Origin of the sequence: Dyella amyloliquefaciens, assembly GCF_004296575.1 — a bacterium.
Classification (GTDB): Bacteria; Pseudomonadota; Gammaproteobacteria; order Xanthomonadales; family Rhodanobacteraceae; genus Dyella; species Dyella amyloliquefaciens.
This window is the reverse complement of the sequence record NZ_SAYT01000004.1, coordinates 253,583-276,517: the sequence shown is the minus strand read 5'-3', so window position 1 is coordinate 276,517 and position 22,935 is coordinate 253,583. Positions and strand designations below refer to the sequence as shown.

Below are 22,935 nucleotides of genomic sequence, written 5' to 3'. Positions count from 1 at the left end.
GGCGGGCAACGGGCGGGCGAGGCAGGAAGGTATTGGAACCCCGCGCCATTGATTATTCAAATCGTATTATCTGATCCATTGATATGATTTGTTTATGAATATCAGCCTGCGTCAGCTTCGCGTCTTTCTCGCCGTGGCCCAGCAGCAGCATTTCCGGCGCGCGGCCGAGAGCCTTCACCTGAGCCAGCCCGCGGTCAGCCGGCACATTGCCGAACTGGAAGGCGAGCTGGGCCTGAAGCTGTTCGACCGCAACACGCGCGAGGTCGTACCCACCGAGGCCGGACGCTACCTGGAGAGCGCCATCGGCCGCGTGCTGGACGAGCTCGAAGGCGTGCTTGCCTTCGTGCATTCCGAAAGCGAACGCCGCCGCGGCAAGGTACACGTCGCTTCGGTCCCCACGCTTTCGGCCAGCCTGATGCCGCAGTGCATCGCTGCATGCACGCAGCGCTACCCCGAACTGGCCATCCAGCTGCACGACCAGGCTCAGACCATGGTGCTGGACAGTGTGCGTGGCGGCGAGGTGGATTTCGGCGTGGCCATCGAGCCGCCGGATACCGGTGAGTTCGACAGCGAGCTGATCCTGCGCGATCCATTCGTGCTGGTATGCCGTCCCGACCATCCGCTGGCCGCGCTGCAGCGCGTGCCATGGCGCAAGCTGCAGGGACAGCCACTGATCCTGCTGGACTACTCCTCGGGCAGCCGGCGACTGATCGATCAGGTGTTCGCGCGCCGGGGTATCGAGCCCACCGTGGTGCAGCAGACAGGCCACACGCATACGGCCTTCCGCATGGTGGAGGCGGGACTGGGGATCAGCGTGAGCCCGGCCTTGTCGCCCCCGCCCGCGACACTGGTGACGCGACCGCTGACACCGCAGGAGCATCGTGACGTGGTGCTGCTCAAGCGCAGGCAGCGGTCGCTGTCGCCGCTGGCGGCGCTGGTTTGGGAGGAGCTCAGGGGGTTGGCTGGTCGGCAGTAGCTTTCCCAGACCTGGAGTGATGTCGCGCTGCGGTCGCGCACTGGGTGCGCTCCTACAACCGAAGTGAAGCGGCATTGGCAGATGCAGAGGCGTTTTTGTGGGAGCGCACCCTGTGCGCGACTGTAACCTCGCACCACATGCGCATGCCTGGGGTTGTCGCGCACAGGGTGCGCTCTCACAAGAAGCGATGCTGGCGCGAACGATCACCACCGAACCGCGCCTTTCTATACACGGCGTTGAACGCACCCCGCTTAGCCTCTTGCTTTTGCGAGGTGGGGCCCATGCGATACGAGCTCTATTACTGGACCGGCATCCAGGGCCGCGGCGAATTCGTGCGCCTGGCATTGGAAGACGCGGGCGCGGCTTACGCCGATGTCGCGCGGGTGAAAGGCGATCAGGCCATCATGCCTTTCCTGCGCGGCCAGCAACCTGGCGCACAGCCATTCGCTCCGCCTTTCCTGCGCGCCGGTCGCCAGGTGATCGCGCAGACGGCAAACATCCTTGCCTTCCTCGGCCCCCGCCATGCGCTCGTGCCCGCTTCCGCCGCCAGCCAGACCTATGCCTTGCAGCTGCAACTCACCATCACCGACATCGTGGCCGAAGCGCACGACACGCATCATCCGATCGCGGTCGAGCAGTACTACGAAGAACAGCGCCCGGAGGCCCGCAAGCGCGCGGCGTCGTTCCGCGAGGAGCGCATTCCGAAATACCTCGGCTATTTCGAGCAGATCCTCCAACGCAACGATGGGCGCCATGCACTCGGCCGGCGCCACTCGTACGTGGACCTGTCGCTATTCCAGCTGATGGCCGGCCTGGAATACGCGTTTCCGCACACCATGAAGGGACTGCGCAGGCGAACCAAGAGGCTGCGTGCGCTAAGCGAGCGCGTGGCCGAGCGACCGCGCATCGCGGCTTATCTCGCGTCACCTCGGCGATTGGCGTTCAATGAGGACGGCATCTTCCGCCACTATCCCGAACTGGACGAGCTGTGACGCGCGGGCTGATCAAAAGACCGCGATGACGATCGCACCGGCGACGATGAGGCCCCCGCCGATCACCAGCGGCCAGCTCAGCGATTCGCCCAGCAGCAACACGCCGAGCAGGATGGCGATGGCCACGCTCAGCTTGTCGATCGGCGCCACCTTGCTCACCGGCCCCAGTTGCAGCGCGCGGTAATAGCAAAGCCACGACAAGCCGGTGGCGACGCCCGAGAGCACCAGGAATACCCAGCTGCTGGTGGGCAAGCCGGTGGGTTTCGCCCATTCGTTGCGCAGGCTGAGGATGCCAGCCGTCACCAGCAGGATCACGATGGTGCGGATAAAAGTGGCGAGGTTGGAATTGATGCCCGCCACGCCCAGCTTGCCGAACAGTGCGGTGAGCGCCGCGAAGAACGCCGAACCCAGCGCGAAGAGCAACCAGCTCTCGCGCGGGTTCATGCAGGCGCTCCGGCAAGCAGGCTCAACGGCGTGCCTTACTTGCCGCCGTTGTCCTGGTCTTCGGCAGACTTGCTCTTGCCCCACTCCATGACCTTGTACATCACCGGCTTCACCGGCTCGCCGGTCTGGTTGGTCCACGCACCCTTCTGGTCGACCATGTAGGTCTGCGTGATACCGGCGCGGGATGTCACCACGACCATGTAGAGCTGGCCGCTGCGGCGATATTCCTGCACGGTCTGGTCGCCTTCGGTATGCACGGTGACCTGAGGCGGCGCGTCACCGCGCGCGTCACGCGGCTGAGACTGCTGCGACGCAGTGGCCGGCTGGCTGAGCGTGGCCGCCGTATCGGCGGAGGTCGCCGGGGTGGATGCCTTCGATGCCGGCTCGGGTGCGGGCGGTGCCACAGCCTTCACACCGGGATCATTCATGCCCGGCGGCGGCGGCGCCGGCGGAAACTGGCTGGCCGACTGGGCCAGCGCACTCGATGCGACCGCCATACCAAGCACAACAAGCCATGTGACAGATTTCATATGACGGCCTCCTTGTAGGTTGTGGAGCATAGCAGCGCCCGCCGATGCGGCTCGTGAATCAACATCCTGCGATACAAACCTGCGCCTCCAGGCAGGCGTGGAAAGCAGGCGACTTGAATACATCGACAACGGCTCCGGTCACGAGGTTTCCAGGAAGTCGCCGCCCGTGCATTTCAGCCGGAAACGGCGCTCGCCACCACGTGCGACAATCCCCCCATGCCCAAGCTCATCCTCATCGACGGTTCGTCCTATCTCTACCGTGCGTTCCACGCGCTGCCCCCGCTGAGCAATTCGCAAGGCGAGCCGACGGGAGCCCTGTTCGGCATCGTCAACATGCTGCGGGCCACGCTCAAGGCCAAGCCCGATTACGTGGCCTTCGTGAGCGATGCACCCGGCCCCACCTTCCGCAACGCGATGTATGAACTGTACAAGGCCAACCGTCCGCCGATGCCGGATGACTTGCGTGCACAGGTGCAGCCGATGCTCGCCATCGTGGGTGCGCTGGGCTTCCCCATCCTGCGCGTCGATGGTGTGGAAGCGGACGATGTGATCGGCACCCTGGCCGAGGAGGCGCATGCGAAGGGTATCGAAGTGGAGATCTCCACCTCGGACAAGGACCTTGCTCAGCTGGTGCGCCCGGGCATCCAGCTGGTCAACACCATGACCAACACCACCACCGACACCGCCGGCGTGGTGGAGAAGTTCGGGGTGGAGCCGTCGCAGTTCATCGACTTCCTCACGCTGACCGGCGACACCGTCGACAACGTGCCCGGCGTGCCCAAGTGCGGTCCCAAGACGGCGGCAAAGTGGCTGGCCGAGTACGGCAACCTCGACAACCTGATCGCGAATGCCGACAAGATCGGCGGCAAGATCGGCGAGAGCCTGCGCGCTGCCTTGCCGCAGCTGCCGTTGTCGCGCGACCTGGTGACGATCAAGCTCGACGTGCCGCTGGACCTGCCGGTCACCGAGCTCAAGCCGCGCGACCGGCACATCGAACAGCTGCGCGAGTTGTTCACGCGCTACGAGTTCAAGGCCGCGCTGAAGGAACTTGATGCCGAAGCTGCAGGCGCTACCGGAAGCGCGGCGACGGCTCCTGCCTCACCTCCCGCCGGAGCAAGCGCTCCGGTCGTGCTGGAGCGGGAAGCCGATACCCCCGCGTTGAACATGCAGGGCCAGTACGAACTCGTCACCACCCAGGCACAACTCGACGGCTGGCTGGCGAAGATCGCCAGCGCGCCGCTGATCGCGTTCGACACCGAGACCACCTCGATCGATTCGATGCAGGCCGACATCGTCGGCCTCAGCCTCTCGGTGGAACCGGGACATGCCTGCTACGTGCCGCTGACCCACGACTACCCCGGCGCCCCGGCGCAGCTGCCGCGCGACCACGTGCTCGCCGCACTGAAGCCGTTCTTCGAAGACGCCGAGCGCCCGAAGCTGGGCCAGCACGCCAAGTACGACATCAACATCCTGTCGCACTACGGCATCGTGGTGCAGGGGCTCAAGCACGACTCCATGCTGGAGTCCTACGTGTGGAACGCCACCGCCACGCGCCACGACATGGATTCGCTGGCCCAGAAATATCTCGGCTACGAGACCATCAAGTACGAGCAGGTGGCCGGCAAGGGCGCCAAACAGATTCCGTTCTCGCAGGTCGATATCGATACCGCCTGCCGCTACGCCGCCGAAGACGCGGACGTGACGCTGCGCCTGCACCACGCGCTATGGCCCAAGCTGGAAAGCGAACCCTCGCTGCGCTCGGTCTACGAACACATCGAGATCCCGCTGGTGCCCGTGCTCGCCGCAATGGAACAGCGCGGCGTGCTGATCGACGTGAGCGAGCTGCGCAAGCAGAGCCAGCAGCTGGGCAAGCGCATGCTGGAGCTGCAGCAAACCGCGTGGAAGGGCGCAGGTCGCGAATTCAACCTGGATTCGCCCAAGCAGCTGCAGGCCATCCTGTTCGACGAGCTCGGCCTGCCCGCCAAGCTGAAGACGCCCACCGGCCAGCCGTCCACCAATGAGGAAGCGCTGGAAGCGATCGCCGACGACCATCCGCTGCCGCGCCTGATCCTGGATTACCGCGGCCTGGCCAAGCTGCGTTCCACCTACACCGACAAGCTGGCCGAGATGGTCAACCCGCGCACCGGGCGCGTGCACACCAGCTACCACCAGGGCGCGGTGGCGACCGGGCGCGTGTCTTCGTCAGATCCCAACCTGCAGAACATCCCGGTGCGCACCGAGGAAGGCCGGCGCATCCGCCAGGCCTTCGTGGCACCGGAAGGCTGGGTGGTGCTGGCGGCCGACTATTCGCAGATCGAGCTGCGCATCATGGCCCACCTGTCGGGCGACGAAGGCCTGCTCAAGGCCTTCCACGAAGGCGGCGACGTGCACCGCGCCACGGCGGCCGAGGTGTTCGGCCTCACGCCCGAGGAAGTGACGTCCAACCAGCGCCGCGCCGCCAAGGCGATCAACTTCGGCTTGATGTACGGCATGAGTGCATTCGGTCTGGCCCGCCAGCTGGGCGTGGACCGCGGCGAGGCCAGCGACTACATGGCGCGCTACTTCGCCCGCTATCCAGGCGTGCACGCCTTCATGGACGCCACCCGCCAGCAGGCGCATCGCGACGGCTACGTGGAAACCCTGTTCGGTCGCCGCCTGTACCTGGAGAACCTCACCTCCCGCAACCAGGCCCTGCGTGCCGGCGCCGAACGCGCTGCAGTGAACGCTCCGATGCAGGGCACCGCGGCCGACATCATCAAGCGCGCAATGATCTCGGTGCATGACTGGCTGGGCCGGCGCAACGACGATGCCCACATGCTGATGCAGGTGCACGACGAACTGGTGTTCGAGGTGCGCAAGGATGCGGTGGAGGAGGTTCGGGCAGGCGTGATCGAACGCATGTCCGGGGCGGCGGCGTTGTCGGTGCCGCTGTTGGTGGAGGCTGGGGTCGGTGCCAATTGGGATGAGGCGCACTAGGCGCTCGTCTCTGCGTTTCCTGCGTTTTGGTAGAGCTGGCACGGTTGCGCCGCCCCACCACTGTGGGAGCGCACCCTGTGCGCGACAGCCTTTCGCGTCGGTCTCCACCGCGATGTTCTGGTCCTTCCGATTTGCAACGACATAGTTGCGGCTCTTCCGCGACCGGGCTCGCCTGCCGCGGGCTTCCGCTGCCCTGCCGGGCAGCGGGTTACTTCTCTTTGCGTGGCCAAAGAGAAGTAACCAAGAGAAAGGCCACCCCGATGGCGCGCCCCTGCGGGGGCGCAGGCGGGCGGCGGGGTGGATCGACAGGGCGTCCTGCCCTGACGATCCACTGGCCGGCATCCATGCCGACCACCCTCCGGGCTGTTCCACCTCCCGCCTGCTCGCGCCATAGGGGCCCGAAGGTCAAAAGCCGAAACGAAGAGCGGGCTTCTCCCTGTAGGAGCGCACCCAGTGCGCGACCGCGGCGCGAATCATCACCTCTGCGGTCGCGCACAGGGTGCGCTCCCACAACGAACGATGCCGCCACCATCGCTGCAACGCGATGTGCCGCGCAGCGGCACGAGCCTTCAAACCTCCCCTGTGTGGCGGTGAGGGGTGGACGATCAGGCCCCAAAGGGGTGCCCGACAGGATGTCGGGCACTTTTCGTCCGGGCAGGAGCCCGGTCGAAAAGCCCGGCCGCCCCTCACGGACTGGCTGGGCGTAGCCCGGCCAGCGCCACGCGGGGTGCCGTTCTCTTTGGTTACTTTCTGACGCGAAGCTAATCCCTGTGGGACTTGGGCAAGCAAGAGAAAGTGACCCGGGCCGCGGCAGCGGCTCGGAAGCCCGCGGCAGGCGAGCCAACTGGTGGGAACGGCAGATCAGGAGCGAAAGTCACTGGACTCCTGCCTTCGCAGGAGTGACGGAAAGGGAGAACTGAGGCGAAAGGCGATCGCGCACTGGGTGCGCTCCTACAGTGAAGGGGAAGAAGTTCGCCACCGACTACGCCACACCCATTCGTTTGAATTTCGTCAAATGAATCCCACCCAAATAAAATTGCCCTCCCGTGTGCAACTTTTCCCTGATTGCGCGTTCTTAATCCTCGGATGCACGCAACGGCGTCCAACCGGCTCACCACCTCCCTGGATGAGCCACCCCGGTAAGCGAACCTCTCCCCTGGGTTTCGCTTCCACCCGGCCCCGAGGATTCCCCCCTAATCCTCGGGGCATTTTTTTGCCCGGAGCCCGCCTGACCCACGGAAAGGACAGCGAGCGCGCAAGCCGCTAGGATTTGCGCCATCCAATCGTCTGGCCACAGGAAACTCGGCCGGTATTGCCTCCAGGGGTCATGGCCGCGTGCAGATCAAGGGTAAAGTCACCTCATTCGATATCGCCCACCTGGCCGGCGTCTCCCAGTCCACGGTCTCACGCGCCCTGCGCGGCAGCCCGCTGGTGAACGAGGAGACACGCCGGCGCATCCAGGCGGCGGTAGACGAGCTCAACTACAAGGTCGACAAGAACGCCTCCAGCCTGCGTGCCCGCCACACCGGCACCCTGGCCCTGCTGCTGTTCGAAGACCCGACGGCGGACGAGTCGCACATCAACCCCTTCTTCCTTTCCATGCTGGGCTCGATCACGCGCGCCAGCGCGCAGCGCGGACACGACCTGCTGATCTCGTTCCAGCAGTTCTCGCACGACTGGCACGCGGATTACGCGGACAGCAAGAAGGCGGACGGCATCATCCTGCTCGGCTATGGCGACTACCTTGCCATCCGCGACAAGCTCAAGAAGCTGGTCGACCAGGGCACGCACTGCGTGCGATGGGGCGCGGTGTTGCCGGACCAGCCGGATATCTCGGTCGGTTGCGACAACATCAGCGGCGGCAGCGCCGTCACAGCGCACCTGATCGAGCAGGGTTGCCGGCGCATCGCCTTCCTCGGCGATGCCTCCAGCCACTACCCCGAGTTCTTCGACCGTTATCACGGCTACACGCAGGCGCTGGAAGACGCGGGCCTGCAGGTGGAGCCCGTCTTGCAGGTGGACGCCGAAAGCACGGAGCGCTCCGGCTACGACGCGCTGGAAACGCTGCTCTCGCGCGGCGTGGCCTTCGATGCGGTGTTCGCCGCCAGTGACCTGATCGCCATTGGCGCCATGCGCGCCCTGGCCGACCACGGCTTGAAGGTGCCGGATGACGTGGCATTGGCGGGTTTCGACGACATCCCCATGGCCAGCTTCGTCAATCCACCGCTGACCACGGTGCTGCAGGACACCAAGCAGGCCGGCGAGATCCTCGTCGACAACCTGCTGCGCCTGATCCGCGGCGAACCCGCGGAGAGCGCGATGATGCCGGCGAAGCTGGTGGTGCGGAAGTCGAGCCTGCGAGGACGCTGAGCCTCATTGATCCACTGTGGGAGCGCACCGTGTGCGCGACTGCAGCCCGTCGATGTACCCAGTCGCCTGAAGAGACGCTACCGCTTCAGCGCTACGTCGCTCGTCGCGCACAGGGTGCGCTCCCACAAAAGGGAAGAAGGCCGCGGCGACCTCAGCCCGCCGATGCCGGAGACAGCTGCGTCTCCGGCTCCGCCACGCGCAGCGTGCACAGTCCCGCGATGATCAGGCTCGCGCCGCCCATGGCCAGCGCCCAGATCGCCTGTCCGTGGAAGAACATGCGCAGCAGCAATCCCAGCACGCTCGCGGCCAGCAGTTGCGGGATCACGATGAAGAAATTGAAGATGCCCATGTACACGCCCATCTTCGCCGCCGGCAGGTTGTCCGACAGCAGCGCATAGGGCAGCGAGAGGATCGATGCCCACGCGAAGCCCACGCCTACCATCGACAGCAGCAGCCAGTGTGGATCGCGGATCAGCAGGAACGAGAGCAGGCCCGCACCGCCCAGCCATAGATTGACCAGGTGGCTCATGCGCAGGCCCATCTTGCGCACCATCCACGGAATCGCCACGGCCGCCACGGCGGCGAAGCCGTTGTAGGCGGCGAACAGCACGCCCACCCAGTTGGCGCCTTCGTTGTAGAGGGCCGAGTGCGTGTCGCTGGTGCCGTAGTGCACGGCCGTGACCGCCGCCGTGGTGTAGATCCACAGCGAGAACAGCGCGAACCACGAGAACAGCTGCACCCAGGCAAGCTGGCGCATCGAGGCGGGCATGCCGTGGAGATCACCCATCACCTGGCGCAACATGCCGCTGCTGCGCGTGACCGACAGCCACGCAAACAGACCGCCGAACAGGATCAATCCGCCGGCGAGCAGGTACAGCTCCTTTTCCAGCGTGTAGTAGCGGATCACCGCCAGCAGCAAGGCACCCATCACGCCCAGCACCACGCCCACCCGCCAGCTACGCGACACATCGCTTGCGTGCGTGTCAGTGGGACTGTCGGCGAAGGCGTTCAGCTCCTCGGGCGGATATTCGCGCGTGTTCAGCACCGTCCACAGCACCGAACACAGCAATACCGCACCGCCGAGGTAAAACGCGTATTTCACCGTGTCGGGAATGCCGCCGTCAGCGGCCACGTTGCCTACTCCCAACTTGGCCAACAGCCATGGCAGCAGCGACGCCACCACCGAGCCCACGCCGATGAAGAAGCTCTGCATGGCGTAGCCGTTCGCACGCTGGCGCGGCGGCAGCTGGTCGCCCACGAAGGCGCGGAACGGCTCCATCGAGATGTTGATGGAGGCATCCATCACCCACAGCAGGCCGGCGGCGATCCACAGCGTCGGCGAGTTGGGCATCGACAGCAGCGCGAGCGTGGACAGCACGGCACCGATCAGGAAGTACGGACGACGACGCCCCAGCCGCGTCCAGGTGCGATCGGACAGATAGCCGATGATCGGCTGCACGATCAGTCCGGAGAACGGCGCAGCCACCCACAGGATCGGGATGTCGCCCACGTCCGCGCCCAGGGTCTGGAAGATGCGGCTGACGTTGGCGTTCTGCAACGCAAAGCCGAACTGGATTCCGAGGAATCCGAAGCACATGTTCCAGATCTGCCAGAACGACAGTTCGGGTTTGCGACTCATGGTGCGGGCTTCCCGTCGGCCAGCGGAGCGACCAGCAAGGCTTCCACGTTCGCCTCGTTCAATGGACCACTGGCACCGCCCTGGCCGCCGGTGTAATGCGCGTTGTGGCGCAGGTAGCTCATGTTGAAGCCCTGTTCGAGGCTGAGTTGGCACGTGCTGCCCGCACGTGCTTCGAAGGCGACCGACGTGGCGCGCTGCGTGCCTGCGCTGTGCGGCATCACGATCGGCTGGCGCTGCGCTGCCATGCCGTCGCATTGCACGTCGAGGAACTTCACCGCCGCGGTAATGCCCGTGTTGATCGGACCATGGTCATTGGCATAAGCGAGCGTGACGCCGAAGCGACCGTCGCGTGGCGCACGCCATTCCCACGGGCCCTTGCCGGAGAGCTTCGTTTCTTCGCCCTCACAGGTCGCCGCGCTGGGCAGAGACTCCGATCCGCCCTCGCCCAGCTGCGTGAGCTGGAAGCACTGGCGTGCATCGATCTTGGGTACGGTGAGGCTGCCATCGATATGGCCCGCGCGGCGACCGTCCACGTACAGCACGCCCTTGCCCGCAAAGCTCACTTGCCAGCCCTTGGCGCTGTCCTTCACCAAGGGGGCGTCCGGGATCGCCGGCGCATAAAGCGTTGCATCCGTGCGCACAGGCTTTGCGCCCGACTGGATCGCCTTGAGCTCGACGACGGTCTCGTTGCCCTGGCGCTGCTGCTTCGCAGCGACCAGCAGATCTCCGTCCAGTTTCGCCGGACGCACGAGGGTGATGCGCTGGCCGCCCATGTCCAGCGTGATGCGGGGCTGGTCGCCAAACAGCGTTTTCGCCCAAGACACCGGCAACTTGGGCTCGACGCGGCCGTCGTCATCGAGACCAAAGACGCCACCAATCACCATGTCGAGGTAACCACCCACCGACCATAGCTGCGCCGGCGAATCCACCACGGGACCGCTCAGGGGACCTTCGTCGACATGCACGGACTGCGAGGCCAGCTCGAAGTTCTCCATGTTCGATGCCGACAGCGCGGCGCCGCGCAGCATCGAATCGAGCTCGTGCGCGATGCGCGATGCATCGTTCACTTCACGTGCGGCACGTAGCGAATACGCGCTGACAAACGGCCAGATCGCGCGATTGTGGTAGATCGGCTGGTTCCTGCGCTCCGGCCAGATCACCGGGCTGCCGGCCGGCCATGCCGGGTAGTTAGCCAGCGTCTGCTTCGCGCGTGCCTCGTCGGCCACGCCACTGGTCACCGCGAGTGTGATGCCTAGCAGATCATAGGTGTCCACCGGCATCGCACCGGGGCCGATGTAGCTCATGTACATGCCACGATCATCGCGCCAGAAGTGCGCGTTGATCGCGCGCTTGAGCGCGTCGGCCTGCGTGCGGAAGTCGGCGGCGGAGGCTTCATGGCGTTGCTCTGCCATCGATGCGGCCAGTTGCAACGCCTGGTAGTGCAGCACATTGGTGGACAGTGCGAACGACTCGCCGATGTAGCGCACGTCCTTCGCCGTCCAGTCCGGATAGGTCTGTTCGCGCCAGTCGAGGAACGAGGTCTCGCCGCGATAGAGCCCAAGCCCGCCATCGAACACGTACAGGCGATCCTGGGCCAGCGTGTCCTTCAGCGCGCGGAACACATCGTCGGCAAAGGCCTTGTCGTCCAGCAGGTGGCGCGCGCCGAGGAACCACACGATGCGATCGGTGCTGATCGGCCAGCTGCCGCCCGAGCCGGTATCCTGCATCACGTACAGGCCTTGCGGCGCCGAGGGCTCGCGCACCTCGGACAGCTTGAAGCGCAGCGACTGGCGCGCGCGCGCCGGATCGAAACGCCACAGCGCCAGGTCGACCGAATACGACAGGTCGCGGGTCCACACGTAGGGCCAGCGGTCGCCGGTCTTGAAGCACTCGCAGGGAATCGGCTTGCCGTGGTCGAACGCCGGATCCTGGATCGCGCTCACCGAATCGTGGTGCAGATCGTCCTGCGCCATCGCGAACAGGCCGTCGAACAGCGGGCTCGCCGTATGCGTTGCAAACCGTTGCGCCGCAATGCGCCGCTCGCCCGCTGGCGCATGCAGCACGAAGCTGCCGTCGCCATGGGCGTTCATGCTGGCGGTCTTGCCCTGCCAGCTCAGCTGATCGGCGCCGATCGCATCCGCGCGCGCGGTGCCGACAGAGAACATCGCCGAGCAGGCCAGGGCCAACGGCAGCATGCGACGACCCGCAGGCAACCTCACGGATGCACCGCCATGGCATCGAGCTGGATATCGCGCGCCTTTCCCGCCTCAAGCTTCACGTAGGTCACCTCGCCAAACCGATCCTTGCCGCGCGCCCAGCCCTCCGTCGTGGCGTTGTGCAACGCATCCAGCGTATCGAACACCGGCAACGACTGGTCGCCACTGCGCACGGAGTGTGCCACGGGCCCGTGCACGGCGAGCACGTACTCACGCAGCACCGGCTTGAAGCTGCCCTTGGGCGCATCGAGATGCAAGTCCACGCGGCCGTTTTTGCGACTCACCGCAAGCGGCTGCACGAAGTACGCGCCCTTTTCGTAGGCATAGGTTTCGCCATCGTCGTCGTAGACGTCGAAGCGGGTCTCGCTGTCCGCGGGAAATACCTGTACATCCAGCGCCGTCACCGGATGCTGCCCCACGTAGTCCATCACCGGCTGCTGCGGAATGATGGCGCCTTCGCGGATGAACAGCGGGATGTCTCCCCAGCCCTTGGCGTCGGTGGCCAGCGTGACTTCGCGGCCGCCCTCGTAGGTCTTGCCATCGAACCAGCCAATCCAGCGGCCCTTCGGCAGCTGCAGCCTTTTGGACGTCTGGCCCTGTTCCACCACCGGCGATACCAGCAGGTACTCACCGAACATCCACGCATCGATACGATCGCGCTGCGCCGGATCGTCGGGGTAGGCGAACTGCAGCGGCCGCACCAGTCCCACACCGGTCAGGTGGTTCTGGTACTCGTAGCCGTAGATGTAGGGAATCAGCGAATAGCGCAGGCGGATCGCATCCGTGGCCGCCTTCTCCGCGATGGGGCCGTAGACCCACGGCTGGCGCTTCTGACCGAAGTCGGCATGCACGCGGAACACCGGCGTGAACGCGCCGAACTCGATCCAGCGCGCATAGTTTTCGTCGCTGGGGCGCGGCGCCTTGAAGCCGCCACCGTCCATGCCCCAGTGCATCGCACCCACGTCGAACGCGGCGAGCATGCGCTGGCGCTGGTTAGCCATGCTGGCGAAACCGCTCTGGATATCGCCCGACCACACGCCGTAGGCGTAGCGCTGCGCACCCAGGTAGAAGTTGCGGTTGATCGACCACACGCGGTGGTCGCTGTGCGCCCGCTGACCGTCGTACATCGCGCGCTGCATGTTGAGGAATTGCGTATCGACGCCGCTGTCGTCCGCCTCGTCGTTCCACCAGCCCACGATGCCGGTGTCGAAGGAGTGCTTCAGCGCATCGTTGAAGAACCACGCGCGCGCTTCGGGCTTGTCGAAGTCCACGTCCCGCACGGGTTTATGCGAGAAATAATCGGGCGCCACCTTGGACTGCGCCAGCCAGTAACCGCGCTCGCTGGCCTCGCGGCCCTCGACCGTATCCACATGAACGCGCGGCTTCATGATGCCGGTCATGCGCATGCCGTGCGCATCCATCCACTGCTTGAGCTTGCCGTCGGGGCCGTCCGGGAACTTGTCGGTGTTCCAGCGGAATTCGCCCATGTCCTCGCCCCACGCCTTCCAGTCGAAGTCGAAGGTGAAGTTGTCGATCGGGATGTGCTTGTCGCGGTAGGTCTCCACCAGCGTCTGCGCTTCCTTCTGGTCGATGCCCCACTGGCTGTTGGTGAAACCCATGGCCCACTTCGGGAACATCGGCGCCGCGCCGCTGATCAGGCGCAACTGCGCGAACAGCGCTGCCGGCTGGCCAGCGAACAGATAGATCGTGCGCACCGGCGTCTTGGCATGCACCGCGATATCGGTCGCCGTGAGGTCGAACTGGGCGGGCTCGGCATCGGCCAGCACGCCGTAGCCGGCGGTGCTCCACACAAACGGTGCACCGGTGTGGCCCTGGCTGCCGGCAGTGGCGAGCTGCTTGCCCTGGCGCAGCAGGTCGCCCGCCTTCGGATCGAACGCGTTGAGGCCACCGATGCCGTACTGCGGATCGCCCTTGGCGTGGCGGATCGACCAGCGGCCATCGAATGCGTGCGCCACATGGGCGGTCAGCAACAGATGGCCATCCGGCGATTCCACCCGCAGCTCGGTGCGCTGCGGATTCCAGCGCAGGGTGAGCTGATCCGAGCGCATGACCTGCTCGGCGCCTTGCTGCTCGCGCTTCACGTCGACTGGATCGAAGCTGGCTTCCGGATCGATCACCGGCGTGGCCGGCTCGCGGGTGCCGTCCGCACGCAGCTGCACGATGCCCGGTGCCAACAGGCGAAGCTCGAGCTTGCCCTGCGGCACCACCAGCTCCATGCGATCGGCGCTGGCATCGACACGCGCGGCCATCGCCGCGGGGGCGGCACTGGTCGCGCAGAGCAGCGCCAGTGCCAGCAGACGCGCCCGCATCAGCGCAGCACCACGGTGCTGTAGGCCGGCAGGGTCAGGTGTCCATCCTTGAGCGTCGCTTGCGCCTGGGTGGTCAGCAGCACGGTAGCCTCCTTGGGCAGCACATCGCCCTTAGGCTTCCACATCGCGCTCTTGCCGGAAAGGTTGTGCACCACCAGCAGGCGCTGCTTGCCGTCGTTGCGCCAGTAGGCGAACAGGTGCGGATTGCCGGTGGTCACGGCCTCCAGCTTGCCGTCGCGCAACGCGCTGTTCTGCGAGCGCCAGCCGATCAGCGTGCGATAGGTGTGCAGCAGCGAGTTGGGATCGTCCTCTTCCGCCTGCACGGACACCACCTGACCCTGGTTCACGCTGGACGGCTTCCAGCGCGACTCGCCCGGGCCTGCCTCGCGCGTCCAGCGCATCGGCTCGCGCAGGTTCGGGTCGGGCTTCTTGCCCTCCATGCCCAGCTCTTCGCCGTAGTAGATGTACGGACGGCCCGGCAGCGTCAGCAGCATCGCCGCGGCCATGCGCATGTGCTCCGCGTTGCCGGCGAGGCGGCTCATCACGCGTTCCTGGTCGTGGTTGGAGAGGAACGTGGAATCGACGAACGGCGCGTCACCCGCGAGCTTGTAGGCGTCGTAGGTGGCCTTGAGCAACGTCTCGAGCTTGGCGGCGTTCTCGGTCTTGGCACTGACGATCAGCTGCTCGGCCAGCGGGAAGTCGAAGATCGAGCCCAGCGGCTTGAGGTACGGCGCCAGTTCTTTGGGCGACTTCGCGCTCACCTCGCCCACCAGAGTCACCTTCGGGTTCACCTTGGCGAGTGCGTCGCGGTACTCGGTCCACCACTGGACGTTCTTCTGCACGGCCTCCAGGCTGTGCTCGTCCGACTTGAAGTCGACGTAGATGTGCTTGGCGGCGTCGAGGCGGAAGCCATCCACCCCCTTGCCCAGCCAGAACTGGCCGACCTTGATCATCTCGGCGCGCACGGCCGGGTTGTCGTAGTTGAGGTCGGGCATGTGGCCGCCGAACACGCCGATGTACCAGCCGTCGTCGCCGGCGTGCCAGATCGGGGTGTCGGTCGCGCTCATCGCGTTGAGGTCCGGGCGCTGGGTGGCCCAGGTGTACCAGTTGCGATGCGGGTCGTTGGCCTTCTGCGCGGCGACGAACCATGGATGCTCGTTGCTGCTGTGGTTGATCACCATGTCCATGGTCACCGCGATGCCGCGCTTGTGCGCTTCGTCGGTGAGATGCTGGAGATCGGCCACCGTGCCGTACTGCGGATTGATGCCGTAGTAATCGGTGATGTCGTAGCCGTGGTAGCTCGGCGAGTTGTTGATCGGCATCAGCCAGATGCCGCTGATGCCCAGCGACTTGAGGTAATCGAGCTTGGCGGTGACGCCCTTGAGATCGCCGATGCCGTCGCCGTTGGTGTCGTACCAGGCGCGCACGAAGATTTCGTAGTAGACGCCCGATGACGGCGTATCGGAAGCAGGCGGCGAAGCGTCAGCCGCGCGTGCCCCGGAAAGGGAGCCCGCGCCGAGCGCGAGAGCAGTGAACAAAGCCAGGGGCTTCAGGAAGCGATTCCGCGACATGCCGATCTCCATGCAAAGGCCGCTGGCCTTCGACGGGGAACAGTACACCGGAACGCAGACTTCGCTTCGGACCGGTGACCGCTACGCCGGGCCTCGCGGTAGATGGGAGCCATGCGGACCGCATGACCCCGGAAAGCATCGCGCCGGCCCCTTGCGGAGGCCGGCGCGATCGTGACTTACAGCTTGAACTCGACGCCGAGGTAGGTGGTGCGTCCGAAGTACTGGATCGTACCGGTCTGCGACGGGTCGGAGCCGAAGTAGGTACGGGTCGGCTGGTTGGTGACGTTCAGCACCTGCATCACCGCACGCCACTGCTTGGAGATGTCATACGACGCCTGGAAGTCGTACACCGTTTCCGCAGCGAAGGTGACCATCTGGTTGTTCACCGACATCTGCGTATCCGAAGCAAACTTCGAGCGGTAGTTGCCGGACACACGAGCCGAGAACGGACCATAGTCGTAGAACACCGCGGCGCTGGCGACGCGCTTGGACAGGCCCGGCAGGCTGAGGTTTGCTTCCGCGCCGCCCAGGTTGTTCGGGTCGCGCACGTTGCTGGTGGTCAGGGCGAAGTTCGCCTGCACGCCCAGGCCTGCCCAGATGCCCGGGAAGATGTGGTTCTTGGAGAGCGACAGCTCCAGGCCCTTCACGCTGCCGCCGGTAGCGTTGTACGAAGTCTGGTACTGGCCGTTGAGGTAGGGCTGGCCGGTGTCCGGATTGGTCGGCACCGGAATGCCTGCCGCGGCGAAGTCGAAGTTGTTGTAGGTGACGTCCTGCACGAACGAGTCGATGTGCTTGTAGAACACACCGCCGCTGACCACGCCCGACGAATCGTCGAAGTAGTGCTCATAGCCCAGATCCCACTGGAACGCGCGCAGCGGATCGAGCAGCGGGCTGGTACCGCCCCACACGTTGTACTGAGCGATCGTCCCGGTTCCGGATACCCACGAACCCGAGCCCGCCAGCATCTTGTTGATCGGCGGACGCGACAGCACCTTGGCGGCCGAGAAGCGCATCTGGTCGTCGTCGGTGAGGTGGTAGACCAGGTTCAGCGACGGCAGCCAGTCACCATAGGTCTTGCCAACGTTGAGGGGCGCGTAGTCGTAACTGGTATAGCCGTTGCCGTCGGTGATCGGCACGCCGGCACCGTTGCCGACCTGCTGCAGGCCGTCGCTGTACTGCTTCTGATGCGAGTAGCGGATGCCGACGTTGCCGGTCAGTTCGTGACCGAACACGTCCTGCGCGTCGATGTCGCCCTGGAAGTACAGGTCGCGGGTCTGCTCATCCACCGAGCCGCTCTGGATCATCGACCAGCTGTTGTTGTGGATGTCCTTCACCGGGTTCGCGACGATGCCGTGCGCGGCGAGGATGGCCGGGCCATCCAGCTGCAGGAAGCACGGCATGCCCGAGAACTTGCCCTTCCAGCAACGCACGGTGGCCGCGCTGCTCGGAATGGTCAGCGCCGGACCCTGCCACTCGTTGCCGTACACAAACACCTCGCGATCGGCGTTGTACGTGTGGTTGTTCAGGTACACGCCGCCTTCCACCGCCGAGAACCACGAGTTGTTCGGCAGGTCGTACTTCACGTCGGTGCGGAACGCCTTCATCTTGTCGTGATAGATGTAGGGGTACACGCCGTAACGCGACAGGCCCATGTCGTTGAGGTTGGTGTAGATGCCCGGATTGGCGAACGACACCGAGCCCACCTGGCGGCCGGCCAGCTGATAGGTGGTCGACTGCGCCATCAGCGTCGCATTGGCGCTGCCCAGGTTGTTGTACGGATCAGCCGTGGTGTCCACGTTGATCTCGTCGCTGGTGGCACGCGACAGCGACAGGTCGGAATTCACGTGCCAGGGGCCGTGGTTCCACTTCATGTTGAGGCCGCCGGAGAACACGCTGGTGTTCGTGGTGTAGTTGTCGGCGGTGGTCTCGTTGGAGAAGTTGTTGGCGCCTGGGCTGGTGACCGTACCGCCCGTCATGGTGCCGTACGGGCCGAGCACGGCGTTGGAGACCAGACCCTGGTTGCCGTAGATGTTCTGCGTGCGGAAGCCGTAGCCGAACGAGGTGTCCTTGAACTTCGAGTAGAACGCGTCGGCGCCGAACTGCAGTTCGTCGGTGGCCTTCCACACCACGGTGGCCATCTCGCCGGTGCGGCGCTCGTTGCCGCCGTTCTGCTGCACCTGCAGGCCCTGGGTCAGGTAAGCTTGGCGGCCGTCGTTCAGCGTCACGAGGTTGCCGTCGGAGGCTTCGCCCACGAACTGCTCGGCCACGTGCGGCTGGTACATCTGTGCCACGCCCAGGCCCACGCCCAGGGTGTCGTTGAGGAACTTGCCCTGCCACGCGGCGCTCAGGCGATAGCCGGTGGAGTTGGCGCCCGCCACGTCGTTCGCCTGGCTGTTGTAGCTGCCACGCGCGTCGATGTTGAGGTTCTGTTCCTTCGGCGCGTTGAGCGGATTGGCCGTCTCCATCGCGATGGTGCCGCCGACGCCGCCGGTGACCAGCGACGACTGCGAGGACTTGTACACCGTCGCCATGTTGATCAGCTCGGACGGGTACTGGTCGAACTGGATGTAGTTGCTGCCGCTGGTGGACGGCTGCTCGCGACCATTGAGCGTGGTCTGGATGAAGTTGCCCGAGAGGCCGCGGATGTTGATCTGCGATGCCTGGCCGGCGATGCGCTCGGCGGACACGCCCGGCAGGCGGGTCAGCGCGTCGGCGATCGACTGGTCGGGAAGACCACCGATGTCGGCCGCGGTGATCACGTTGGTGATGGTGTCGGAGTAGCGCTGGTAGTCGATCGCCTTCTCCATGCCCTGGTTGTAGCCAGTCACGGTGATGGTCGACAGGCTCTTGGCCAGCTGCTCTTCCTGCTTGGTCTTGTCGCCGGCCTGATCGGTGGCAGCCTGCGTCGACTGGTCAGCCGGTGCGGCGTTGCCGGTGGCGGTGCCATCGGTCTTTGCGTCCGTATCGATCGGTGCCGCATGAATGCCGGCAGTGAAACAGAGGCCGGAAGCCAGCGCCAAGGCCAGCACGTTACGTTTCAGAATCACCGTCTTCCCCTCCCACGGGTATGCACTTCGTTGGTTTTGTAGTTGCCGCGGCAGTCCCCACAGACCGCCGCGGGCTACGCGCCAGTGCATGCCGAATACTCGGAGGGCCCCGTCGCGTGGCGGCCATGGTAGGGCTGCAAAAAATGCGGAACAGGCCTATGCATACGTATTCATAGGCCGGTTTTTTTGTGCACCTTTGACAAAATTCTAATGGCCCGCTGTCGCGCACCAGGTGCGACCGGAATGCCCTTGTGCCCGTCACGAATCGCCGTTTTCGCCTTGACTTATGCGGTTTCTCAGGTTTCCCGCCACGGCTGGAAGCGGGCGCTTTTCGGAGACACGCGCTCGTTGCTGCAACGCAATATCGCGTTTTTCTGAATACGTATGCAGTCAAAGCGTTGCATCGCAAATCTGCCTTTAAGCTGCCCCCCGCGCTTCGCTCGGGCCAGCTGTCTTTCGCGATATGCGCACTGCATTGGGCGGGAACCTCGGGAATGCGACATGAGTGAAGCACCTTGGTGGCGCGGAGCCGTCACCTATCAGATCTATCCACGCAGCTTCATGGATACCAATGGCGATGGCGTCGGCGACCTGCCGGGCATCATCGACAGGCTCGACTACATCGCGAGCCTCGGCGTGGATGCGATCTGGATCGCACCCTTCTTCCGTTCGCCCATGGCCGACTTCGGCTACGACATCGCGGACTACCGCGAAGTCGATCCGCTGTTCGGCAGCAATGACGACTTCGATCGCCTGCTCGCCAAGGCGCACGCGCTCGGCATCAAGGTGATGATCGACCAGGTGCTCAGCCATACCTCGGCGGAGCACGCCTGGTTCAAGGAAAGCCGCGAGAGCCGCGGCAATCCCAAGGCCGACTGGTACGTATGGGCCGATGCGCGCGAAGACGGCACGCCACCCAACAACTGGCTGTCGCTGTTCGGCGGTTGCGCATGGCAGTGGGAACCGCGCCGCGGGCAGTACTACCTGCACAACTTCCTCACCTCCCAGCCGGACCTCAACTTCCACAACCCCGACGTGCGCCACGCGGTGCTCGATGCGGTGAAGTTCTGGCTGGACAAGGGCGTCGATGGCCTGCGCCTGGACGCGATCAATTTCTGCTTCCACGACCTCGAGCTGCGCGACAACCCGCCCAAGCCCGAGGACAAGCGCGTGGGGCGCGGTTTCAGCCCGGACAACCCGTACGCGTTCCAGTACCACTACTACAACAACACGCGGCCCGAGAACATCGCGTTCCTGGAAGACCTGCGCGCGTTGATGGACCAGTACCGCGACGTGGCGGCGATCGGCGAAATTTCCTCGGAGGATTCGCTCGCCACCACCGCCGAATACACCAGCGGCCGCCGCCTGCACATGGGCTACAGCTTCGAGCTGCTTACCGACGATTTCAGTGCGGCCTACATCCGCGGCACGGTGCAGAACCTCGAAGCGCAGATGCTCGAAGGCTGGCCGTGCTGGGCCATTTCCAACCACGACGTCTCGCGCGTGCTCACGCGCTGGGGCAACGGCGATGCCTCGCCGCGCCTGGCTAACCTGCTGAGCGCCATGGTGTGCTCGCTGCGTGGATCGGTGTGCGTGTACCAGGGCGAAGAACTGGGCCTCACCGAGGCGGACGTGCCGTTCGAATCGCTGCAGGATCCCTACGGCATCACCTTCTGGCCGACCTTCAAGGGCCGCGACGGATGCCGCACGCCGATGCCGTGGAATGGCGGCATCAATGCCGGCTTCAGCCTGGGCGAACCGTGGCTACCGGTGCCGGCGGAGCATCGCGCGCTTGCCGTGAGCCTGCAGGAAGCCGCTTCGGATTCCGCGCTCAACGGCTTTCGTGCGTTCATGGCGTGGCGCAAGACGCAGCCTGCACTGCGTTGGGGCAGCATCCGCTTCCTCGACACGCCCGAGCCCGTGCTCGCTTTCACCCGCCAGCACGGCGACGACACCGTGCTCGTTGCGTTCAACCTGTCCAAGGACACCGTCAGCCTGCCGCTGCCGGGTGTCGGCCGGACCACGTCGATCGATGGCCATGGCCTGGCCGAGGGTGCGTTCGTCAACGACGTACTCAGCCTGCCCGGCCACGGCGCGCTGTTCGCACGCGTCGGCTGAACGAATCCCTTTCTCCCCGACGGCGGATGCGCCTCACCGCACCGCCGTCGACTTTTTTCACACGCCCTCGCCGCCTATGATCGGGTCTCCGTCCGATCCGTAGGGAGCTTTTCATGCGTGCAGTGTTGATCATCATCGGCATCATCCTGCTGGGCGCCGGCGCGTGGGTCGTGTTCGGCCACGGCAGCTACCAGACCACCGACACGCTGGTGCAGATCGGCTCGGCCAAAGTCACGGCCACGCACGACAAGGCCGTACCCGAGTGGATGGGCGTCGCCGGCATCATCATCGGCGCGGTCATCGCGGTGGGCGGATTCCTCAGGAAGGGCTGACCCCTTCAGCCGCCCCTCCGGCGTCTGCCGGAAGCGCTTTGCAACGGCCAAAGGCTGGTCATCCGATCCAATGACCAGACGTTCAGTTCAGGTCGGGCCGGCAACATCCCGATGGAGCCTGGCCCGACGATCGACCCGCCCGCAACTGGATTCCGGCTTGCGCCGGCATGACGACCACGTGGATCCCCCGGACAATCGACCATGGAACGACGTCAATTCCTTCGCCAGGCCGGAGCCACGCTGGCCGTGGCTTCAACTGCCGGACTCGCCGCGTGTGCCCAGCAGCCCGCGAAAACCACAGTTTCCTCGGGCTCGCACCCGTCGCCCGACGCGATGTCGCTTGCTCCCATCCGCGCCAGCGTCGACCGCATTACCGGCGTCTACGTATGCACGCGCCCGTTCCGCGCAGCCGGTCCGCGCATCGAGATGCAGAAACTGGGCAGCAAGACCATCGTGCACAACTACGGCCACGGCGGCAGCGGCTGGTCGTTGTCGTGGGGATCGGGCACGCTCGCGCTGCAGATGGCGCAGAGCACCGGCGCGCGCGAACTCGGCGTGATCGGTTGCGGCGCGATCGGACTCACCACCGCCCTGCTTGCGCAGCAGGCCGGCCTTGCCGTGCGCATCTATGCCAAGGCGCTGCCACCGGACGTCTTCTCGATGCACGCCTCCGGCCTGTGGACGCCCGATTCACGCATCTGCGACGCCGAGCATGCGGCGGCTCTGGCGGACCGCTGGGAGATGATGACGCGTATTTCGTACGCGCGTTACCAGAGCCTGCTGGGCCTGCCCGGCAAACCGATCGAATGGATCGATGGCTACTCGCTGGCCGATGCGCCCTTCGGTTCGTTCCATGGCGAGGTACCCGACGAACCCGAATACGGCGACTTCGCCGACCGCGTGCGCGATCTCACGCCGCGTTCCGTCGAACTGTCGCCTGGCACGCATCCGTTCCCCGAGCCCTACGTGCGCCGCTATACCACGTTGATGTTCAACATCAGCAGCTACGCCAACCTGCTGATGTCCGAATACCTTGCGGCCGGCGGCAAGATCGAGATCCGCGAATTCACCCATCCCGACGAATTGCAGAAGCTGCCCGAGCGCACCCTGGTCAACGCGACCGGTTATGGCGCGCGTGCGCTGTTCAACGACGAATCGGTAATCCCGGTACGTGGACAAACGGCGCGACTGGTACCGCAGCCGGAAGTGAACTACGGCCTGCGCATGAAGGACATCAGCGTGGTGCCGCGCAGCGACGGCATCATGGTGCAGGTGATCGGCGATGCCGGCAATTTCAACAATCCGGACGTCACGCCACGCCGCGCGGACTCCGAAGCGGCCGTGCGCGAATTGGCGGATTTGATGACGAAGCTGCGCCGTAGCTGAAAAACCGC

The 22,935-nt window shown here is 65.2% G+C and carries 14 protein-coding genes; 7 read left to right on the top strand and 7 right to left on the bottom strand.

What is annotated here, in order from left to right:
- Positions 1–94: 94 nt before the first annotated feature.
- A complete protein-coding gene (locus EPB08_RS11550; RefSeq protein WP_130619242.1) occupies positions 95–976 on the top strand; it encodes a LysR family transcriptional regulator in 882 nt (293 codons plus the stop codon).
- Between the two features lie 281 nt (positions 977–1,257).
- The gene (locus tag EPB08_RS11545) at positions 1,258–1,968 is read left to right on the top strand and encodes a glutathione S-transferase (protein ID WP_130619241.1); all 711 of its coding nucleotides are present in this window, start codon (positions 1,258–1,260) and stop codon (positions 1,966–1,968) included.
- Positions 1,969–1,980: 12 nt separating this feature from the next.
- Here EPB08_RS11545 and EPB08_RS11540 read toward each other — a convergent pair whose 3' ends face one another.
- Entirely contained in the window at positions 1,981–2,412 is a 432-nt protein-coding gene (locus tag EPB08_RS11540) for an EamA family transporter (protein WP_130619240.1), read from the bottom strand.
- A 35-nt stretch (positions 2,413–2,447) separates the two neighbouring features.
- Complete coding sequence (locus EPB08_RS11535) at positions 2,448–2,942, bottom strand: DUF2782 domain-containing protein (RefSeq protein WP_130619239.1); 495 nt, start codon at positions 2,940–2,942, stop codon at positions 2,448–2,450.
- A 216-nt stretch (positions 2,943–3,158) separates the two neighbouring features.
- Here EPB08_RS11535 and polA point away from each other — a divergent pair, with 216 nt between their 5' ends.
- Both polA and EPB08_RS11525 read left to right on the top strand, forming a co-directional pair.
- A complete protein-coding gene (gene polA, locus EPB08_RS11530; protein WP_130619238.1) occupies positions 3,159–5,918 on the top strand; it encodes a DNA polymerase I in 2,760 nt (919 codons plus the stop codon).
- Positions 5,919–7,259: 1,341 nt separating this feature from the next.
- A complete protein-coding gene (locus EPB08_RS11525) occupies positions 7,260–8,288 on the top strand; it encodes a LacI family DNA-binding transcriptional regulator (protein ID WP_130619331.1) in 1,029 nt (342 codons plus the stop codon).
- 151 nt (positions 8,289–8,439) lie between these two features.
- Here EPB08_RS11525 and EPB08_RS11520 read toward each other — a convergent pair whose 3' ends face one another.
- The 5 genes from EPB08_RS11520 to EPB08_RS11500 all read right to left on the bottom strand — a co-directional run bounded on the left by EPB08_RS11520 (position 8,440) and on the right by EPB08_RS11500 (position 19,091).
- Positions 8,440–9,927, bottom strand: coding sequence for an MFS transporter (locus tag EPB08_RS11520; RefSeq protein WP_130619237.1), 1,488 nt, complete (start codon positions 9,925–9,927; stop codon positions 8,440–8,442).
- Positions 9,924–12,122 carry an alpha-L-rhamnosidase-related protein gene (locus tag EPB08_RS11515; RefSeq protein WP_425598252.1) on the bottom strand — a complete coding sequence of 733 codons (2,199 nt, stop codon included), beginning with the start codon at positions 12,120–12,122 and terminating at the stop codon, positions 9,924–9,926. The genes EPB08_RS11520 and EPB08_RS11515 overlap by 4 nt, the downstream gene beginning before the upstream one ends.
- 20 nt (positions 12,123–12,142) lie before the next feature.
- Positions 12,143–14,473 (bottom strand): TIM-barrel domain-containing protein, encoded by a 2,331-nt coding sequence (locus tag EPB08_RS11510; RefSeq protein WP_130619236.1) that lies wholly within the window; start codon positions 14,471–14,473, stop codon positions 12,143–12,145.
- Positions 14,473–16,044, bottom strand: a complete 1,572-nt coding sequence (locus tag EPB08_RS11505; RefSeq protein ID WP_130619235.1) for an alpha-amylase family glycosyl hydrolase — start codon at positions 16,042–16,044, stop codon at positions 14,473–14,475. The genes EPB08_RS11510 and EPB08_RS11505 overlap by 1 nt, the downstream gene beginning before the upstream one ends.
- A 176-nt stretch (positions 16,045–16,220) precedes the next feature.
- The gene (locus EPB08_RS11500) at positions 16,221–19,091 is read right to left on the bottom strand and encodes a TonB-dependent receptor (protein ID WP_165418489.1); all 2,871 of its coding nucleotides are present in this window, start codon (positions 19,089–19,091) and stop codon (positions 16,221–16,223) included.
- Between the two features lie 501 nt (positions 19,092–19,592).
- Here EPB08_RS11500 and EPB08_RS11495 point away from each other — a divergent pair.
- The 3 genes from EPB08_RS11495 (at position 19,593) to EPB08_RS11485 (ending at position 22,927) form a co-directional block, all read left to right on the top strand.
- Positions 19,593–21,209, top strand: a complete 1,617-nt coding sequence (locus tag EPB08_RS11495) for an alpha-glucosidase family protein (protein ID WP_130619233.1) — start codon at positions 19,593–19,595, stop codon at positions 21,207–21,209.
- Positions 21,210–21,322: 113 nt separating this feature from the next.
- Entirely contained in the window at positions 21,323–21,541 is a 219-nt protein-coding gene (locus EPB08_RS11490) for a hypothetical protein (RefSeq protein WP_130619232.1), read from the top strand.
- Between the two features lie 201 nt (positions 21,542–21,742).
- Complete coding sequence (locus EPB08_RS11485) at positions 21,743–22,927, top strand: FAD-dependent oxidoreductase (RefSeq protein WP_130619231.1); 1,185 nt, start codon at positions 21,743–21,745, stop codon at positions 22,925–22,927.
- Positions 22,928–22,935 lie beyond the last annotated feature (8 nt).

Bases quoted from the DNA above. Each gene is read 5' to 3' on its own strand.
- EPB08_RS11540 (WP_130619240.1), bottom strand. From the start codon at position 2,412: ATGAACCCGCGCGAGAGCTGGTTGCTCTTCGCGCTGGGTTCGGCGTTC.
- EPB08_RS11510 (WP_130619236.1), bottom strand. From the start codon at position 14,473: ATGCGGGCGCGTCTGCTGGCACTGGCGCTGCTCTGCGCGACCAGTGCC.
- EPB08_RS11535 (WP_130619239.1), bottom strand. From the start codon at position 2,942: ATGAAATCTGTCACATGGCTTGTTGTGCTTGGTATGGCGGTCGCATCG.
- EPB08_RS11550 (WP_130619242.1), top strand. From the start codon at position 95: ATGAATATCAGCCTGCGTCAGCTTCGCGTCTTTCTCGCCGTGGCCCAG.
- EPB08_RS11485 (WP_130619231.1), top strand. From the start codon at position 21,743: ATGGAACGACGTCAATTCCTTCGCCAGGCCGGAGCCACGCTGGCCGTG.
- EPB08_RS11520 (WP_130619237.1), bottom strand. From the start codon at position 9,927: ATGAGTCGCAAACCCGAACTGTCGTTCTGGCAGATCTGGAACATGTGC.
- polA (WP_130619238.1), top strand. From the start codon at position 3,159: ATGCCCAAGCTCATCCTCATCGACGGTTCGTCCTATCTCTACCGTGCG.
- EPB08_RS11515 (WP_425598252.1), bottom strand. From the start codon at position 12,122: ATGCTGCCGTTGGCCCTGGCCTGCTCGGCGATGTTCTCTGTCGGCACC.
- EPB08_RS11495 (WP_130619233.1), top strand. From the start codon at position 19,593: ATGAGTGAAGCACCTTGGTGGCGCGGAGCCGTCACCTATCAGATCTAT.
- EPB08_RS11545 (WP_130619241.1), top strand. From the start codon at position 1,258: ATGCGATACGAGCTCTATTACTGGACCGGCATCCAGGGCCGCGGCGAA.
- EPB08_RS11505 (WP_130619235.1), bottom strand. From the start codon at position 16,044: ATGTCGCGGAATCGCTTCCTGAAGCCCCTGGCTTTGTTCACTGCTCTC.
- EPB08_RS11490 (WP_130619232.1), top strand. From the start codon at position 21,323: ATGCGTGCAGTGTTGATCATCATCGGCATCATCCTGCTGGGCGCCGGC.